The sequence below is a fragment of the Cylindrospermum stagnale PCC 7417 genome, from assembly GCF_000317535.1.
GTDB lineage: Bacteria > Cyanobacteriota > Cyanobacteriia > Cyanobacteriales > Nostocaceae > Cylindrospermum > Cylindrospermum stagnale.
This window is the reverse complement of sequence record NC_019757.1, coordinates 3,927,167-3,945,010: the sequence shown is the minus strand read 5'-3', so window position 1 is coordinate 3,945,010 and position 17,844 is coordinate 3,927,167. Positions and strand designations below refer to the sequence as shown.

Here is a 17,844-nt window from a genome sequence, read left to right as displayed (position 1 = left end):
CATGCAACGTCTCTACATTCTTTTCCGCCAGAGGGCATTTTTTCACAAATACTTCTGCAACAACAACCCCAACTTATCCTTAGTCTCCGCCGGCGCTTTTGCCAAATTTGTCAAAATCGCATACTTCAAAGCCGAATGTGCGTCGCTAACGGGCGGATTTTCAGTCAAACGCCGCACCGTTTCTTGAATCACCTTTTGAGCGTTTACCGCATTCCGCTGTAAATTACCAATCACCATTTCCACCGTCACACTATCGTGATCTGGATGCCAACAATCGTAGTCTGTCACCAGCGCTAAAGTTGCATAAGCGATTTCCGCTTCCCTAGCCAACTTTGCCTCTGGTACATTCGTCATCCCGATAATTGTCGCCCCCCAACTGCGGTAAAGATTGGATTCTGCCTTAGTCGAAAAAGCAGGCCCTTCCATGCATACATAGGTACCACCACGATGCAGAGTTACATCTGGTAAATTCAAAGATGCGATCGCATCCCCCAACACCAAGGCCAAACTTTGACAAATCGGCTCACCAAAAGCAATGTGCGCCACAATTCCATCACCAAAAAACGTCGAAACCCGGTTTTTTGTCCTGTCAATAAACTGATCTGGCACCACCAAATCAAGGGGTTTAGCTTCTTCCTTCAAAGAACCAACCGCACTCGCAGAAATTAAATACTCCACACCCAGTTGCTTCATCGCATAGATATTGGCGCGAAACGGCAACTCAGAAGGTAAAAGCGTATGATTGCGCCCATGACGCGCTAAAAAAGCAACTTTGGTTCCATCCAGTGTCCCCAAAATCAAAGCATCAGATGGAGAACCAAACGGTGTCTGGACTTGCACCTCTTCTACATCTTTGAGCGCGTCCATTTTGTATAAACCGCTGCCACCAATAATCCCAATACGAGCATTAGCCATGATGCTGAACCTGTTTTTTGCTGGGCTGCCAAGTTATTTTACCGGAAACCTTCCTTAGTGGGAGCGATAAAAAGGTAGCAATTAGCGATTTTTCATCGTTCCGTAGATCCAGCCTGTCCAAGATTTGTTAAATATTGTTAAGATAATATGGAATAATCGTAGAAAACACACAAATCCTTGGTAAAGAATATGCGATCTGCCGGAACCTCAAACCAAATGCTAATGGAGATAGTCTTAGAGCGCATATTTGCTATCCGCAGAATTACGCGTCGAGATCAGCAGCTACTGATGTCAGCACTAATGTCTAAAAAAGGCTTAAACGAAAACGACCAGCAGCAAATTGGGCGAGTATTTGATGCTTTGCAGAGAGGATTAATCAAGGTAGTTGATTAACTCTACCCTGAATTTTTACTATTTTTCTACAAATTATATTGCATTACTATTGAGCTACTCTAAGAGGATGTTTTAAAAGTTATTTTTGATAAATCAAACACGCGTAGATCCCCCTAAATCCCCCTTCCGGGGGACTTTTAAAAGTTTTTACCCCCTTTTTTAGGCTACCGCGTACACACAAGTTATCTGGTTCCCAACAGTCTGAAAAACCTCACCCTGTCTTGATAGACATCCCTCTCTATGCGTTGGAGAGGCATATGTTTTGCGTAGCAGAACGAGGGTGAGGTTTAATTTCCTGTTGTCGATAAACAAATTAATTGTCGTTAAAGCACTAAACGCTGAAACCACTGCCAGATAAATGTTTCCGGCGTTTTTGATTATTGAACCAGTGATGACTTGTTTAACACTTTAAAAACTGCCAGAGCGACACTAATTTGCGAATAACGACGTTAATTTGCGAATTGCGACCTTTAATTTGCAAAAGTACAACAATAAATCGGGATGACTGGATTCGAACCAGCGGCCCCTTCGTCCCGAACGAAGTGCGCTACCAAGCTGCGCCACATCCCGCCGTAAAAATGGCAATTTGATCCTAGCATATCACAACCAGTGCTAAAAAACAAAAATTTATCTATCATGAGATTTATATAACTTGAGTAGTGAAAGTGGATTGTGACTGTAAAACCAGACTGGTTGCGGGTAAAAGCCCCTCAATGGGAGCGAGTTGGTAACGTTAAAGAAATTTTGCGGGATTTAGCCCTGAATACGGTTTGCGAAGAAGCATCTTGTCCGAATATTGGTGAGTGCTTCCAGGCTGGAACTGCCACATTTTTGATAATGGGCCCAGCTTGCACACGCGCTTGTCCTTACTGCGATATTGACTTTGAGAAAAAACCCAAACCACTAGACCCCACCGAACCTGCACGACTGGCGGAAGCAGTTCGCCGAATGCGACTCAATCACGTTGTGATCACTTCTGTAAATCGGGATGACTTACTCGACGGGGGTGCATCTCAGTTCGTCGAGTGTATAGCCGCAGTCCGTAGCGTTTCACCCCACACCACAATTGAAGTGCTGATTCCTGACTTGTGCGGTAATTGGGAGGCTCTAGAGATAATTCTTCAAGCTGCGCCAGAAGTACTCAACCACAACACAGAAACCGTTCCCCGCTTGTATCGCCGGGTGCGTCCCCAAGGGAATTACGATCGCACAAAAGAATTATTGCAGCGATCGCGCCAAATTGCCCCTAAGGTATACACTAAATCCGGTATCATGGTCGGACTCGGTGAAACTGATGCCGAAATCCGCCAAGTTATGCAAGACCTCCGCGCAGTCGATTGCGATATTCTGACAATTGGACAATACCTCCAACCCAGTCAAAAACACTTACAAGTCAATGAATTTATCACCCCAGAGCAATTTGCCGCCTGGAAGGCATACGGTGAAGAACTGGGATTTTTGCAACTTGTTTCCTCACCCTTAACCAGAAGTTCATATCATGCTGAACAAGTGAGGGAATTAATGGAACATAACCCCCGCAGCCAATTTTAGATTTTAGATTTTAGATTTGTAAGCAAGTGTGGGGTGATAGGAAGACTTTTGACTCTTGACTAATGACTAATCCAAAATCCAAAATCCGTCAGGCAAGGTTTGCTTCGGAGGCCCACCCTTCAGACACGCTCCTTTGCACAACGGAGGAAAAAACCGCCAGCGACGGGCAAAACTTGCCGCCAAATCCCAAATCAGTAGCAATTCTTGGTGCTGGTGCTTGGGGTACAGCCTTAGCAAATTTGGCAGCAGCAAACGGTCATCGGGTGGGACTGTGGTCGCGTCGGGGGTCACAACCTCTAGAAACAATCTTAGAAGATGCTGATATAATCCTGTCTGCTATTTCAATGAAAGGTGTAGCGGATGTAGTGGAGCAAATCAAGTATGCGCCCATTTCTCCAGAGACAATTTTTGTCACGGCGACAAAAGGTCTAGATCCTCAAACCACTTGCACACCGTCGCAAGTTTGGCAAACAGCATTCCCTGATCATGCAGTCGTCGTTCTATCTGGGCCCAATTTATCTCAAGAGATTGAACTAAAATTGCCAGCGGCAACGGTAGTAGCCAGTGATGTCACTGCTGCTGCTGAACTGGTACAACTGGTATTTTCTTCTCATCGTTTTCGGGTATATACTAATCCCGACCGCTTGGGAGTAGAACTGGGGGGAACTCTCAAAAATGTAATTGCGATCGCATCTGGTGTCTGTGACGGCTTACACCTAGGAACTAACGCCAAAGCTGCTTTAGTTACTCGTGGACTCACAGAAATGGTTCGCATCGGCAATATTTGGGGTGCAAAAACAGGAACATTCTATGGTTTATCCGGTCTAGGTGATTTACTAGCCACCTGTAACAGTCCCTTAAGTCGTAATTATCAAGTTGGCTACCAGCTAGCTAGTGGCCAGACACTTACAGAAATTCTCGCCAATTTATCAGGAACCGCTGAGGGAGTGAACACTTGTCAAGTATTGGTGCAAATAGCCCAGCAGAAAAATATCGTTATCCCGATTACCGAGCAAGTTTATCGGTTACTTCAGGGCGAAGTCACACCCCGACAAGCCCTTGATGAATTAATGTTGCGAGACATGAAGCCTGAGTATAACGATTAACTTTGGCTAATAGTTAAACAAGAGTTCACTGATAGCATTTTAGGCGAAACTACTAACAGCCTGCCAATAAGTACTACCACTACTTATTACCAAATAATCCTGAGGAAAAAATTGCTAAATCATCAGGAAATCACAGACCTACCCGTGTAGATATGACTATGTAGTTTATAATCATCATATTCACTAGAATATGTTTATACTCCGTTACAAAAGTAACAGATTGAAATGTTGATTAGGTAATTCTTAATTTAAAGCCTAGCTGTGGATTTGAATAGCTATTGGTTCAATCAAAAAGATACAGCAGCCGATAGCATTCGGTAATAATGTATCCGAAAAAATCGGTACAGAATTCATTAAGAAACTGTATTAGAATTCTCAACCGTGTTATTAAACCTAAAATCACGGGAACAATAGCAACAGTTGATTAGCTGACCGTTATTTTAGCTGACCGTAATCTATTGTTACCTGGAGCCATTGAGACGTTATGCCAGCAACTTCTTTTTACGCAGATGCCGCCTTCGGTACCCCAAAGTCCCGTCGGAACTTAGACCATGATCTTTCGGTTGATGAGGGTGAATTGTCGGTAGATGATTTACATGAACTAGAGATGGCTTCTGTTGACCCTGCTAACACTAACCGTCGTAGTACAGACTTAGTGCGCCTATATCTTCAGGAAATCGGTCGAGTTCGCTTGTTAGGGCGGGATGAAGAGGTTTCCGAAGCTCAAAAAGTTCAGCGCTACTTGCGGATGCGGACAGTGCTTGCAAACGCCGCCAAGCAAGGAGATGAAGTGATTGTGCCCTATCTCCGGTTAATAGAAGTTCAGGAACGTTTGTCTTCTGAACTCGGACATCGCCCGTCCTTGGAAAGATGGGCTACCACTGCTGGTATAGAATTACCGGATCTCAAACCAACTTTAGCAAATGGCAAGCGTCGCTGGGCAGAAACTGCCAAGCTGACAGTGGAAGAACTGGATCAAGTTCAATCCCAAGGACTCCAAGCTAAAGAACACATGATCAAGGCTAATCTTCGCCTAGTAGTTTCTGTAGCCAAGAAATATCAAAATCGTGGTTTGGAACTGTTAGATTTAGTCCAAGAAGGTACCCTAGGTTTAGAACGAGCGGTGGAAAAATTTGACCCCACCAAAGGTTATCGCTTTAGTACCTATGCCTATTGGTGGATTCGTCAGGGAATTACAAGAGCGATCGCTACTTCAAGCCGCACGATCCGCCTGCCTGTTCACATTACAGAAAAACTGAACAAAATCAAAAAAGCCCAACGCAAAATTGCTCAAGAAAAGGGTCGCACTCCCACCTTAGAAGACCTGGCAATTGAGTTAGAAATGACACCTGCTCAAGTACGGGAAGTTTTGTTAAGGGTGCCTCGTTCTGTTTCTCTAGAAACTAAGGTAGGAAAGGATAAAGATACAGAGTTAGGGGAATTACTCGAAACCGACTGTGTGACACCAGAAGAAATGTTAATGCGAGAATCTTTACAAAGAGACTTGCACAATCTTTTGGATGATTTAACTAGCCGTGAACGCGATGTAATTCTCATGCGGTTTGGTTTGTCAGATGGTCATCCTTACTCGTTAGCAGAAATTGGACGTGCTCTCGACTTATCGCGGGAACGAGTACGACAAATTGAATCAAAAGCTCTGCAAAAGCTGCGCCAACCCAAGCGACGTAACCTCATCCGTGACTACTTAGAATCCTTAAGTTAGTCAGCAAATTTTAGATTTTTGATTCCACAGATAAATCAAGGGGCTAAAAACAATAAAATTATTTGGTTAGTCTACCCGCATTAATTTGGGGGGAATAAACCGATTATTTAAATGCCTGGATTTTTCTAGAAAACCCAAATCCCAAATCTAAAATCAGCACGGTGAATATTCAAGTTTAACAAAATCTAGATTATGGAGTGTTGAGCCGATTAACTTTATCTCCACTGCCAAAATATTTCTCTAGCTTATAGCCAAATATTTGCATTTAATTGGGATCTGACTGTCCCTAACTTTGTTGTCAGGATCTTTTGCCTGTGGGGATCATGTGTTAGGTGATTTCTCATCAAGATTTGATAAATTTTTCTTGAGCATTTAGTAAATGTTCTCAATAAGCTGCAATTGTTGCAAATTGCTGGAAACATTTGCTATATTCTCAACTAACAGGCTTTGTTGAGAAAATTTAGTATGACTGTCTACACAACTGGTTCACTCAAGGCAGAACTAAACGAACGAGGCTGGCGTTTGACTCCCCAGCGTGAAACAATTTTACACATTTTTCAAGAACTTCCGCAAGGTGAACATCTGAGCGCAGAGGATCTCTATCATCGTCTAGAAACTGACGGTGAAGGCATCAGTCTGTCGACTATCTATCGGACTTTGAAGTTGATGGCTAGGATGGGGATTTTGCGGGAACTAGAACTGGGAGAGGGACATAAACATTATGAAATTAACCAGCCCTACCCCCATCACCACCATCACCTAATCTGTGTTAAGTGCAACAGTACCATCGAGTTCAAAAACGACTCAATTTTAAAGATTGGGGCGAAAACAGCCCAAAGGGAGGGTTTTCACCTGCTTGACTGTCAACTGACAATCCATGCAGTTTGTCCCAAGTGCCAAAGAGCGTTGATGCCGCTTTAGCACTTGAGTGGGATAGTACAATTTGGATTTTAGACTTCGTCGTCAGCGCTCAGTCAAACGATTTGAGATTTTGGATTCTGACTCTAGCTAGTGGATCAGCTTTTGTAAGATTTAACGGTCGCGCTGATTTCTCAAATTGGTACAACCACTGTTATTCTGAGCAAATGGCCATCAGTTGGGGAATCACACTGCAATGCCTAAGCGGAGGTTACGTTAATAGCTGCCGCTTCTGATATCACCGAGACTGATGCCGTAAAATTCTTGGGCTTGCTTAATTGCTTTTTTGGTGTCATCTGCCATCATGCCATTGAGGGGGCCTTTATAGAAACCCCGCTCTTGTAGTCGTCTTTGGATTTCCAGGGTATTAAACTCACTTTTGGGAGTAGTCTTAACTAGGCTATATAACTTCCCTCTTGTCGTTGGCCCAGCTACGCCATTTGTCTCTAGGTAATTAGCTGCCTGAAAGCGACTCACAGCATCTGCGGTATAGGGGCCATAATAGCCATTGGGCTGTCCCTCTAGATATCCTGCCTTGATTAAATGCTCTTGAAGAACTCTCACTGCTTCACCGCGATCGCCAAGGCGGAGTTTTTCGCGATTAACCGCCTTTTTGGGTGCATTTTCGCCATTACCTACGCCAAGTGGCGGTAATTTGTTTAATGTGGCTGGGCCAACTACACCATCAGGGTCTAATTTATAAGCCGTTTGGAACCGCTTGACAGCTTCTTCGGTAATTGGGCCAAATATCCCGGTGGCGTTCCCGTAATAAAAGCCGGCAATTCGTAAGCGTTCTTGCAGAACCCTGATATTTTCACCTTCATCGCCTTTAGTCAGAAAGTTGGAATTGCGGCGGTTTCTGGTTGATGAATTAGCAGTACTGATTTTGTTAGTTTGTGTACTCACGGTACTGGCTTTTTTGGCTGGTGTAGTCGCCGTACTGGTTTTGTTAATTTGTGGACTCGCCGTACTGGTTTTTTTGGCTGGTGTAGTCGTAGGAGTTGTCCGCCAATTGTCTAATTTTTGGAGAGTGGTTGTTTGGACTATGCCGTCAACGGGTAAGCCAGCGGCTTTTTGAAAGCGTCGCACAGCATCTTCTGTGGAAAAGTCATATACTTGGGTTACGGGAGCTTGATAAAAGCCTGCACTTTTTAACTTTTGTTGCAAATTTCTGACTGAAGGGCCTTGATCGCCTCGTTCTAGGGCTAAAGCACTGCTAACAGCGCCGAGAACAGACAAAGTGAGAGCTAGGGGGAGCATATACTTCCAAGCTCTGCTAGACAGCCGTTTCCAGTCTGGCGCTGCTGCTGTGTTGAACAAAGCGCTCAGGGAAATTAATTCGCTAGATTCGCTGTCTTCATAGGCAAAAGCTAGGTGCAAATACGCAAGGTTTTCCATATTCGTTTCCTACACCAGTTATTTTTCTTCGATCGCTGCTTCAGCTTGATGTACTAGGTTTCGCAAGTTTTCCAGTGTCTGTGTACTTACATCCTCCCATAAATTGCGCTGATGTGCTTCGAGCAATCTTTCAGCAATATCACGCAACGCCCACGGGTTTTTTTCCTGAATGAATTCGGAGACGACTGGATCTAGTAAGTATGTTTGCACTATTCCCTGATACATATGGTCTTCTACACAGTTAGCTGTGGCATCGTAGGCAAATAAATAATCTACCGTGGCTGCCATTTCAAATGCACCTTTATAACCGTGACGCATCACTCCGGCTATCCACTTGGGATTAACTACGCGAGAACGATACACCCGGGCGATTTCTTCTTTGAGTTGGCGAACACGGGGTTGGGCGGGAATGGAGTTATCACCAAAATAGGTTTGGGGATTTTTTCCCTGGAGAGAACGCACTGCTGCTGTTAACCCACCCTGAAATTGGTAATAATCATCAGAATCGAGTAAGTCGTGTTCGCGGTTGTCTTGATTGTGCAAGACAATTTGCATTTGTTCCAAGCGTTGTCCAAATGCTTCAGGGGCTGAAATTCCTTGTAATCCCCCCGAAACTTGAGAGTTGGCGCTGCTGTAGGCGTAACAACTCCAATTGATGTACGCTTGGGCTAAATCTTGGTCATCTTGCCAGTTTTGCGAGGCGATTAAGCCTTGGAGTCCAGCACCATAAGCACCGGGTTGAGAACCAAAAACGCGGTATTGCGATCGCATTTCCGCATCTTCTAAACTTAAACCCTCTGTAGTCCACAAATCAATCTCTTGGCGAACTGTAGCGGCTAAGGGGTTTTGTTCTGGCGGTTCATCCAAGGCCGCTACTGCTGCTACTGCTTGAGAGAATAAATCAATCAAGTTAGGAAAAGCATCCCGGAAAAATCCAGAAATTCGCAAAGTGACATCGACACGAGGACGCCCCAAAATCGCCAGAGGTAAAATTTCAAAATCCACTACTCGCCGTGCTGCACCATCCCAAACAGGTTGTGTACCAAGTAAAGCCAATGCCTCGGCGATATCATCACCGCCAGTCCGCATGGTGGCAGTGCCCCATAATGATAACCCTAGTGTTTTGGGATATTCACCATGTTCCTGGGTGTAGGTTTCAATCAGGGTTTCGGCGGCTTTTCTGCCGATATCCCAAGCAGTTTCTGTGGGAATAGCGCGAATATCCACAGAATAAAAGTTTCTCCCTGTGGGTAAAACTTCTGGACGTCCGCGTGTGGGTGCGCCGGCGGGGGCACTCTGGACATATCCGCCGTTGAGTCCGTGTAACAGGTTGGTAATTTCTGCTTGGGTTTGTTGCAGCGCTGGCAGGAGTTTGGCGTTTATCCAGTCAAGTGTCTTGCCTAGTGGGCTGTGAGTCTGTAGGAGTACAGCATTGCTGTGCCCGTAAGAGTTTTGGGTGATGAGTTGTTCAACTAAGAGGGCGGCGTGTTCTTCTAGGACTTCCACAACATCGCCATTGGTGCGACAGTCTTTGCCATTGACAACTACTGCTGCGGAGGGCGAAGAGGGCGGGGTTTCCCCGCCCCTACAGTCCATTGACAAATCGGCGGTGAGGGGGTCGAAGTCTAAATTCCAATATTGGGCGATGGCGCGGGTGATGCCGATGGAGTGGCGGTTGGGGAGGCGGGCGATCGCTATAATTAAATCTCGCAGTTGCCTTCCTTGGGGACATTGCCCGAAAATGTGTAACCCATCACGGATTTGGGCTTCTTTCAATTCGCAAAGATAACCATCGATGGAATTCAAGATTAAAGCTTCTAAATCCCCAATGTCTTTTTCACTATGAATTCCCAAATCCCGGTAGAGATTTTCTGTAATGACTAGTTCCCGAATGCGCGAACAAATTACAGGTAAACGGGAAGGATCTAAACTTTCAGCTTCGTAATATTCATCAATTAAATTTTCTAACTGTTGCAAAGAACCATAAAGTTCAGCGCGAGTCATCGGCGGCGTGAGGTGATCGATAATTACCGCTTGGGCGCGACGCTTTGCTTGTGAACCCTCACCAGGATCATTGACAATAAACGGGTACAGGTGAGGCATTGCTCCCAAAGCGACTTCAGGATAACAATTGCTAGACAAAGCCACACTTTTACCGGGGAGCCATTCTAAATTTCCATGTTTCCCCACATGAACCACCGCATCTGTACCAAAAGATTCCCTAACCCAATAATAAAACGCTAAATAAGCATGAGTTGGTTGCAAATCCGGCGCATGATAATTCAAGCTAGGGTCAACATCATAGCCTCTCGCCGGCTGAATGCCCACAAACACATTACCCAGTTGAATTCCCGCAATCGGAAAAGACGCCTTCTCCTCTGCGTCTGGGCGGTTCGTTTCCAAATCCCACCCCCAACGCTCACTAATCCCTTGCTGCACGACTGCCGGCAAAGCAGCAAAATACTCCTGATACTCAGCCAGCGAAAGACTTTGCTGCACTGGACGCCAGTCCCTACCTTCAGGATCATTAGTAACACCAGCGGTGAGACGCTGAATCAACTCATCTGAATCAGCGGGGATATTTTCCACATAATACCCAGCCAACTGTAAAGCCTTGAGAATTTCCACACAACTAGCTGGCGTATCCAAACCCACACCATTAGCGAGGCGGCCATTGCTGTTGGGGTAATTTGCCAAAATTAGAGATATACGGCGTTCTTGGGGTGGTTTAGCCCGTAATCGTGCCCAATTGGCCGCTAGTTGGGCGACAAACTCAATGCGATCGCTAACTGGTTCATAAACTACCACATCTGTTTCTAAGTCAGGATTGCGAGTTTGCACCGTTTTAAAAGACACGGCGCGGCTAATAATTCGTCCATCGACTTCTGGTAAAGCCACATTCATCGCAATATCGCGGGGAGTCAGCCCTTGAAACTGAGACTCCCACTGCTCAACAGCACCGCCACTGAGAATCACCTGCAACACGGGGACATCCAAGTTTTCCCACAATTCAATTTGGGGTGATTCTGTTTCTAACCGCGCCAAAGAAAAACTCGTGGTATTCAGCAAAACGGCAATATGCTCAGAGTCTTTCGGCTGGAAAAACTCACTCAAATCAGCGCTGATATCAGGTTCCCGCAACGAAGAAACAAACACAGGTACAGGTTGTAAATTTCTTTTTACCAAAGCTTCGCACAGAGCATCAATTACCTTAGTGTTTCCCGCCAGATAATGGGCACGGTAAAACAAGATGCCCACTTTAGGGTAACGGTAATTGGTAATTGGTAATTGGTAATTGGTAATTGGCGTCGATGAAGAAGAAACTTCTTCAATAATTCCTCCTTGTCTGCCTTGTCCCGCTTCATACAACCCAACACGAGGAACAGCTTGGGGTGGTGGGGGATTGAATGTAGTTAATAGGCAAGTATCAGCGACAAATTGGAGGGCGTTAACAAAATTTTCCACACCACCTTGGCTAAAGTACTGGCATACTTGGTTAACAATCCCTAAAGACACGGTAGAGTGAGAGATTAAGTCGGGATCAAGACCATCGTCTCCTGGCATTACAATGAGGGTTGTGCCATTCCGTTGCACAATTTCTTGCACTACTTCTAAGCCGTAAGCCCAGTAGGAACGTCCTCCTAATAAGCGCAGAATAATTACCTGGGCAAGTTCTAATACTTGTTCACCGTAAGTATCTATACTTATTTGCTGCTGTAATTGCAGCAGGTTGGCGACTCTTAATGCCGGAAATGTTGCAGGTAATTTAGGGACTGTGGCTGCTAAGGTTTGAATGTCGGTATCAGCAGCCGTAATGAACACAAAAGGAGCTGGAGTTTGTTCTAAAAAAATTAACCCGGATGACTGATCCCATCCACCAGATGTGGCACTAATTCGATGCATAATTCTCTATTTCCGCCTTAAACTATTGGTTAGTACACAATCAAAAAAAACCTTTTCACCCAGGATTTAGCCCTTCTTACCAGATTTTTGAAAATGCTTAGTTCTCCAGATTTGAGCTTTTCTCGAACCTTACCTTTAAGTGTATTTAATCAGCTTGGGGAATTGTTGCAGCAGATGGCTCAAGCAGTAGGAAGTAATACTTTGGTACTGACAGAAGCTGTGCTGGCGCGAATTCGCATCCCTGTGGAGTGGCAGAGGCAAAGGTTTACACTGGTGGTTTCTGAGCGGTTTAATGCGCTGTTGGTGGGAAATATAGAGGATATCGGCAGAGGGGGAGAATTATCTTCATCGACTCAGCACTCGTTACTGACTGCTCGTTTGACATTTAATGCCGAAGCGATCGCTTCTTTTGTCGCGAACTTGAGAGATTTGTTTGGGTATAATTCTTACATCTATAAAAACCTCGAATACTACCGTCAAATTCTTGCTCCTAATGATGCCACGCTCCAAAGTAAGTTTACGCTGCTGTTATTAGAATATCTCCTTCCCCAGCTAAATCAAGATTTGACAGCAGTTTCCATCTCAACGAATCCGGAAATTTATAGTTGTCAGCCGGTGGAAAATGCCCTGAAAAAACAGATCGCCCAAGAACGGCTGTTGAATCAGGTAACAACGCAGATACGTAAAAGCACAGATTTATCAGTAATAATGGCAACAGCGATTACGGAAGTGCGCGAGTTTTTGGAACTAGACAGATTAGTAATTTATAAATTTGAGCCTGCTCAAGTCAAGACGCCAGACAAAATACTCAACGGCCAATACTCGCCCCCTGTGTCAGTTAATTCTCAAACCCCAAAGCATGATTGGCAAAAGTTTGGCGGTTTTATTGTCCATGAAGCCCGGGCTACAGAAACTATTCCCTCAGTGCTGAATTATCAGGAAAAAAATTGCCTGATGCGCAACTCTCAATGTTGGGACAAGTATCGCCAAGGTTTTATCTTAGCTGTAGAAGATGTCGAAAAAACTTATGCTCTAGAAGAGTGTTTGTTGAATTTTTTAAGGGAAAAACAAGTCCGGGCAAAGTTGGCAGCACCGATTATATTTGAAGATAAACTTTGGGGACTGTTGATTGCTCATCAGTGTGATGCACCCCATGAGTGGAGTGAGAGCGAAAAAAACTTGCTAACCTCGATTGGGGAACAATTAGCGATCGCCATTCATCAAGCAGAGTTAATGCAATCTCTGACTCAAGAAAAACAAACTCTGGAACAACGAGTGATTGAGCGCACCACAGCCCTACGGGATGCCCTACTCGCCGCTGAAGCTGCTAGCCGCCTCAGAAATGAATTTCTAGCTACCATCAGCCATGAATTGCTCACGCCTTTAACTTACGTCATCGGCATGTCTTCCACATTGTTACGCTGGCCTTTGGGTGAGTTGAGTCCTAGACAACGAGATTATTTGCAAACCATCCATGACAGTGGAGAACATTTATTACAATTAATTAACGACATCCTCGACTCATCGCAAATAGAGGCTGGCAAGACAGTTTTAAATATTTCCGCATTTTCCTTAGTGAAAATAGCAGAAAAAACTGTAGAATCCTTATCAGATAAGGCAGCGAGTCAGCAAGTAACGGTCAAACTTGATTTGCAAATCGACCCAAAACGCGATCGCTTTACCGCCGATGTTGGCAGAGTCGAAAGAATTCTCTGGAATTTGTTAACTAACGCCATCAAATTCACCCCAGAAGGTGGCAGCGTCATTTTAAGATTTTGGGTGGAAGACGAAACCGCCATCTTTCAAATCGAAGACACCGGTATTGGCATACCCGAAGAACAACTACCACTACTGTTTGAAAAATTTCAGCAACTCGATACACCCTATCGCCGCCGCTACGAAGGCACAGGACTCGGTTTAGCTTTAACTAAACAACTTGTGGGACTCCATCGGGGTCGAATCGAAGTAGAATCCACTGTAGGCATTGGCTCAATTTTTACAGTCTGGATTCCCGCCCAGCCAATGAGATTAATCACAAATGACTAATTTAATTCAAAACCTTAATCAAGGACTAATTGTCTCTTGTCAAGCGCCTGTAGATTCGCCAATGTATGAATCTATAGTAATTGCCGCAATGGCAAAAGCATCCGTCAATAATGGTGCAGTTGGCGTCAGAATTGACACGCCAAATCACATCAAAGCCGTGCGCGAAAAAGTACAAGTCCCAATTATTGGGTTATGGAAACAAGTAATAGCTGGTTCTGATGTCTACATTACCCCCCAATTTCATCATGCTGTCGCTGTATCTGTTGCAGGTGCAGATATTATTGCCATAGATGCAACTACGAGAAATCGTCCTGGTGATGAAAAATTGGCAGATATTATTGCCAGAATTCATCAAGAATTAGGTAAACCAGTAATGGCAGATGTAGATACAATGGAATCGGCAAAAGCGGCTGTAGATGCTGGCGCAGATATTGTGGGAACAACTCTTTTTGGCTACACTTCTGCAACTAAACATCTTACTCCCCCTGGTTGGGAACTTCTAACGCAGATAGTAGAAAATTTAGACGTTTTCGTAATTTGTGAAGGTGGTATCTCTTCACCTCAAATGGCGCGTCAAGCTTTAGATTTAGGTGCTAATGCTGTGGTAGTCGGAACTGCAATTACTGGAATTGATTTGCAGGTTAAAGCATATACAGCACTTTGCAATTAAATAAATTACAGATATTAGCAATTAAACTCTTGTGGGGTGGGCATACTTCGACAAGCTCAGTACAAGTCCTGCCCGCCTTTCTGTCCCATATTTTGATGTAATTGGCTGTAAATCTCTATTGAATTCTGATTCATCAATCAAATTGTAAATCATTCTTGTGGTGCTTTGATGCGTCAGGGGACGCATCCTACCCGTAGTGTGCGTTCCCTAACGCACGGATTAAGATTTTCAATGAATAAAACCAGCACTCATATAGCAATCCTAAATTAGATGTGTTCGCGGAGCGTGCCGTAGGCATCACATCTCTTTTTTCTCTTCCTCTGCGCTCTCTGCGTCTCTGCGGTAATGCCTCCGGCACGCTGCGCGAACGTTAAAAAAATACTGCTGTTCACAACTAAAATAGGATTGCTATATTTAGCATTTTTTGTCAACGCGTAAGTCCTAGATTTATGATGTAACTGGCAAATTCATCGACTCGCTACGTTTAAAAATTACCATTTTATCGCCAACAACTGGGTTACGTGCTATCAGCTTATCTTGCGAATCGATAAATTCTAGATGGCTGAAATCTAGTTCTCTAGCGCGTTGTAATATATCCGCTGCTAGTTTATCTTGCTGGGATGGTTCGAGGGTGTACCAGTCATCACTAATATTGATAGTTAAATTGCTGCGGCGGAAATTGGCTTGAATAGATTTTATCAAACTTTCAGAAGTGCGATCGCCTTCGGTGCGCTGGATGCGGCTAATTTCCCCTAATTGACTTTTGATAGCCGCAATCAAGCTTTCTTCCGGCGTCAATTCCACAATTGGCGCTGGTTCCGGTATTGGTTCCGGTGTTGGTTCCGGTGTCGGTTCCGGTGTCGGTTCCGGTATTGGTTCCGGTATTGGTTCCGGCGTTGGTTCCGGTATTGGTTCCGGCGTTGGTTCCGGTATTGGTTCCGGTGTTGGTTCCGGCGTTGGTTCTGGTATTGGTTCCGGTGTTGGTTGAGGTGCCACAGTGGGTGCTGGAACCTCCTCAACAGGGGGAAGCGTTGCTACCTCAGGAGGTTTACCAGTGAACACAGTCGAAGTTGTCCAAACTATCACCACAGCAATTACAACGACAATTCCTGCCAAAGTTGTATCTGATACATTGTTTGATACACTTGATGGCAAAAACAAGCGAACTGTCCTTAAAAATCGACTCAATGATGAATCTAGCCGCTGTAAAAAGCTGGTTTTTTTCTCCGTACCAGGTGGCGGCGTTGTCTCCAGCTTCACAACCGTTGTTTCTAAAACCCCAATTGTTCCTCTGAGAAATCGAATAATTGTCGCCTTCCAAATAGGCGTAACTCTCTGTTTGGGTTTTTGGGGAGGTTTACTCACCGGCTGATTCGCTGGTGGTTCAGGAGAAGCAGGTGGTTGTGAATTCTGATTGTCTTGTGACATGGAACTTTCACCAAAATTTGCGAATCAATGACAAAATAAATATTTTCTGACTGCTGCTGTCTCTTTTGCCCTAATGTATCATTTCATTGCCCGTTATTTCAGGTAAAATTGCTAATTTTTGAATTTGGAGATTTATGAAGTTTAACCGCCGTCAATTTTTATTTTTAGGTAGCCTCAGCACTATTGGTGCAGGGTTTCTTGGCTGGGCATTATCTCGGCAAAATAGCCAAAGTACTGGTATTTTTCCTTTAGAAACAGCCATAGCTGCTAACCCAACCAAAAAAGATTTGCTATTGCGTTTTGTGTCTGTTGCCGATACAGGAACTGGGGCTAGAGGACAGTATGCCGTAGCTGGAGCGATGAATTATTATCATCAGCAAAATCCCTACGATTTAGTTGTTTTAGCTGGCGATAATATTTATAATAACGGCGAAATTGAGAAAGTTGGTGCTGTTTTTGAGCGTCCATATAAACCTTTACTCAATCAAGGTGTAAAATTTCAAGCTTGTTTAGGTAATCATGATATTCGTACTGCTAACGGTGCAGCACAACTCCGTTATGCTGGCTTTAATATGAATGGACGCCGCTACTACACATTTCGTCGGGGTGCTGTGCAATTTTTTGCCTTAGATACTAATGGTAATGCTGATTGGAAAAATCAGTTACCTTGGTTAGAAAAAGAATTAAGTCAAAGTAAAGCTTCTTGGAAAATAGTATTTGGTCATCATCCGATATATTCATCTGGTCAATATGGGAGTAATCCAGATTTTATTAAAACCATAACTCCGTTGTTTAAAAAATACAATGTTCAAGCTTATATCAATGGTCATGAACATAATTATGAACGGACTCTTGCTATTGATGGCACAACTTACTTAATTTGTGGTGCTGGTGCGGGTAATCGTCCTGTCGGTCGTTCTCCCTGGACAGAACACTCTACTAGTAATTTGAGTTTTATGGCTTACGAGGTGTATGCAGATAGAATTGAGTTGAGTGGAATTGGTACTAATAAACGTGTTTTTGATCAGGGTGTGATTAAGTTGAAGAGTATTTAAACGCAGAGGTTAGCGCAGAGGTACACGGAGTTTTGAGGGAGGTATAAAGGTTTGTAGTAAGGGCTTCAGCCCTACTTTGATGGACAAAGCCCTGATTACGAACTAATTTCAACATTTGCTACCTTACTTAATATAGTTTGATTTCTTTTCGCCTACTTACTTGTTTGGGTTAAAGCTATGAGAGTTAAGCGGTTCTAAATAAGATGTGTATCCCTGACGGGAGCCGTAGGCATCATATCTCTTCTTTATCTGCCTCTGCGCTCTCTGCGTCTCTGCGGTAATGCCTCCGGCACGCTGCGCGAACGTTAAAAAAATATTTACCCAAAACAGATGATTCTTGAAGCAGTAATACTTCCTATTAAACCTGGATTAGAGCAAGATTTTGAAGATAATTTCAAAAAAGCCTCTAGTATTATTTCGTCAATGAATGGATATATCTCTCATGAACTCCATAGATGTATAGAAGTCAAAGGCAAATATTTATTACTTGTCAAATGGGAGACCTTAGAAGCCCATACTGTGGGATTTCGAGGTTCTGTTGAGTATCAAGAGTGGAAAAAACTTCTCCATCATTTTTATGAACCATTTCCCACTGTTGAACATTTTGACCAAGTTTAGACGCAAGAAAATCACTAGGTTGTTGCGATTGTCCTAGTTGAGAAGATGATTTATAGCTTTAGCTTGAATAAAATCAAACCCAAAAATATCTCAAAAAACTAAATAGACGTCAGTGGTACG

The 17,844-nt window shown here is 44.0% G+C and carries 13 protein-coding genes and 1 tRNA gene; 9 read left to right on the top strand and 5 right to left on the bottom strand.

What is annotated here, in order from left to right:
- Positions 1-42: 42 nt before the first annotated feature.
- Positions 43-915 (bottom strand): S-methyl-5'-thioadenosine phosphorylase, encoded by an 873-nt coding sequence (locus CYLST_RS16440; RefSeq protein ID WP_015208854.1) that lies wholly within the window; start codon positions 913-915, stop codon positions 43-45.
- 189 nt (positions 916-1,104) lie between these two features.
- On the opposite strand from CYLST_RS16440, the gene CYLST_RS16435 reads away from it, so the two are divergent.
- The gene (locus CYLST_RS16435) at positions 1,105-1,308 is read left to right on the top strand and encodes a hypothetical protein (RefSeq protein ID WP_015208853.1); all 204 of its coding nucleotides are present in this window, start codon (positions 1,105-1,107) and stop codon (positions 1,306-1,308) included.
- A gap of 496 nt (positions 1,309-1,804) precedes the next feature.
- Here the strand turns inward: CYLST_RS16435 and CYLST_RS16430 are convergent.
- Positions 1,805-1,878 (bottom strand) — tRNA-Pro (locus CYLST_RS16430).
- 102 nt (positions 1,879-1,980) lie between these two features.
- Between CYLST_RS16430 and lipA the strand changes: the two genes are divergently transcribed.
- The 4 genes from lipA to CYLST_RS16410 all read left to right on the top strand — a co-directional run bounded on the left by lipA (position 1,981) and on the right by CYLST_RS16410 (position 6,609).
- Positions 1,981-2,859: a lipoyl synthase gene (lipA, locus tag CYLST_RS16425; protein WP_015208852.1), complete on the top strand. Its 879-nt coding sequence runs from the start codon at positions 1,981-1,983 to the stop codon at positions 2,857-2,859.
- Positions 2,860-2,921: 62 nt separating this feature from the next.
- A complete protein-coding gene (locus CYLST_RS16420; RefSeq protein WP_015208851.1) occupies positions 2,922-3,965 on the top strand; it encodes an NAD(P)H-dependent glycerol-3-phosphate dehydrogenase in 1,044 nt (347 codons plus the stop codon).
- A gap of 484 nt (positions 3,966-4,449) precedes the next feature.
- Entirely contained in the window at positions 4,450-5,688 is a 1,239-nt protein-coding gene (sigC, locus tag CYLST_RS16415) for an RNA polymerase sigma factor SigC (protein ID WP_015208850.1), read from the top strand.
- A 465-nt stretch (positions 5,689-6,153) separates the two neighbouring features.
- Positions 6,154-6,609, top strand: a complete 456-nt coding sequence (locus tag CYLST_RS16410; protein ID WP_015208849.1) for a Fur family transcriptional regulator — start codon at positions 6,154-6,156, stop codon at positions 6,607-6,609.
- A gap of 213 nt (positions 6,610-6,822) precedes the next feature.
- Here the strand turns inward: CYLST_RS16410 and CYLST_RS16405 are convergent, their stop codons facing one another.
- Positions 6,823-8,004 (bottom strand): peptidoglycan-binding domain-containing protein, encoded by a 1,182-nt coding sequence (locus CYLST_RS16405; RefSeq protein ID WP_015208848.1) that lies wholly within the window; start codon positions 8,002-8,004, stop codon positions 6,823-6,825.
- Between the two features lie 18 nt (positions 8,005-8,022).
- Positions 8,023-11,907: a cobaltochelatase subunit CobN gene (cobN, locus tag CYLST_RS16400; RefSeq protein ID WP_015208847.1), complete on the bottom strand. Its 3,885-nt coding sequence runs from the start codon at positions 11,905-11,907 to the stop codon at positions 8,023-8,025.
- 93 nt (positions 11,908-12,000) lie between these two features.
- On the opposite strand from cobN, the gene CYLST_RS16395 reads away from it, so the two are divergent.
- Complete coding sequence (locus tag CYLST_RS16395) at positions 12,001-13,953, top strand: GAF domain-containing sensor histidine kinase (protein WP_015208846.1); 1,953 nt, start codon at positions 12,001-12,003, stop codon at positions 13,951-13,953.
- Positions 13,946-14,623: an N-acetylmannosamine-6-phosphate 2-epimerase gene (locus CYLST_RS16390; RefSeq protein ID WP_015208845.1), complete on the top strand. Its 678-nt coding sequence runs from the start codon at positions 13,946-13,948 to the stop codon at positions 14,621-14,623. Before CYLST_RS16395 ends, CYLST_RS16390 begins: the two co-directional genes overlap by 8 nt.
- 447 nt (positions 14,624-15,070) lie before the next feature.
- Here CYLST_RS16390 and CYLST_RS16385 read toward each other — a convergent pair whose 3' ends face one another.
- Positions 15,071-16,051 (bottom strand): hypothetical protein, encoded by a 981-nt coding sequence (locus CYLST_RS16385; protein WP_015208844.1) that lies wholly within the window; start codon positions 16,049-16,051, stop codon positions 15,071-15,073.
- A 134-nt stretch (positions 16,052-16,185) separates the two neighbouring features.
- On the opposite strand from CYLST_RS16385, the gene CYLST_RS16380 reads away from it, so the two are divergent.
- Positions 16,186-17,106 (top strand): metallophosphoesterase family protein, encoded by a 921-nt coding sequence (locus CYLST_RS16380; protein WP_015208843.1) that lies wholly within the window; start codon positions 16,186-16,188, stop codon positions 17,104-17,106.
- A gap of 330 nt (positions 17,107-17,436) precedes the next feature.
- Positions 17,437-17,724, top strand: a complete 288-nt coding sequence (locus CYLST_RS16375) for an antibiotic biosynthesis monooxygenase family protein (protein ID WP_015208842.1) — start codon at positions 17,437-17,439, stop codon at positions 17,722-17,724.
- The last annotated feature ends 120 nt before the right edge of the window (positions 17,725-17,844 follow it).

Excerpts from the sequence above, each read along its gene's own strand:
- CYLST_RS16440 (WP_015208854.1), bottom strand. The coding sequence starts at position 915 with ATGGCTAATGCTCGTATTGGGATTATTGGTGGCAGCGGTTTATACAAA.
- CYLST_RS16435 (WP_015208853.1), top strand. The coding sequence starts at position 1,105 with ATGCGATCTGCCGGAACCTCAAACCAAATGCTAATGGAGATAGTCTTA.
- CYLST_RS16420 (WP_015208851.1), top strand. The coding sequence starts at position 2,922 with ATGACTAATCCAAAATCCAAAATCCGTCAGGCAAGGTTTGCTTCGGAG.
- sigC (WP_015208850.1), top strand. The coding sequence starts at position 4,450 with ATGCCAGCAACTTCTTTTTACGCAGATGCCGCCTTCGGTACCCCAAAG.
- CYLST_RS16410 (WP_015208849.1), top strand. The coding sequence starts at position 6,154 with ATGACTGTCTACACAACTGGTTCACTCAAGGCAGAACTAAACGAACGA.
- CYLST_RS16405 (WP_015208848.1), bottom strand. The coding sequence starts at position 8,004 with ATGGAAAACCTTGCGTATTTGCACCTAGCTTTTGCCTATGAAGACAGC.
- cobN (WP_015208847.1), bottom strand. The coding sequence starts at position 11,907 with ATGCATCGAATTAGTGCCACATCTGGTGGATGGGATCAGTCATCCGGG.
- CYLST_RS16395 (WP_015208846.1), top strand. The coding sequence starts at position 12,001 with ATGCTTAGTTCTCCAGATTTGAGCTTTTCTCGAACCTTACCTTTAAGT.
- CYLST_RS16390 (WP_015208845.1), top strand. The coding sequence starts at position 13,946 with ATGACTAATTTAATTCAAAACCTTAATCAAGGACTAATTGTCTCTTGT.
- CYLST_RS16385 (WP_015208844.1), bottom strand. The coding sequence starts at position 16,051 with ATGTCACAAGACAATCAGAATTCACAACCACCTGCTTCTCCTGAACCA.
- CYLST_RS16380 (WP_015208843.1), top strand. The coding sequence starts at position 16,186 with ATGAAGTTTAACCGCCGTCAATTTTTATTTTTAGGTAGCCTCAGCACT.
- CYLST_RS16375 (WP_015208842.1), top strand. The coding sequence starts at position 17,437 with ATGATTCTTGAAGCAGTAATACTTCCTATTAAACCTGGATTAGAGCAA.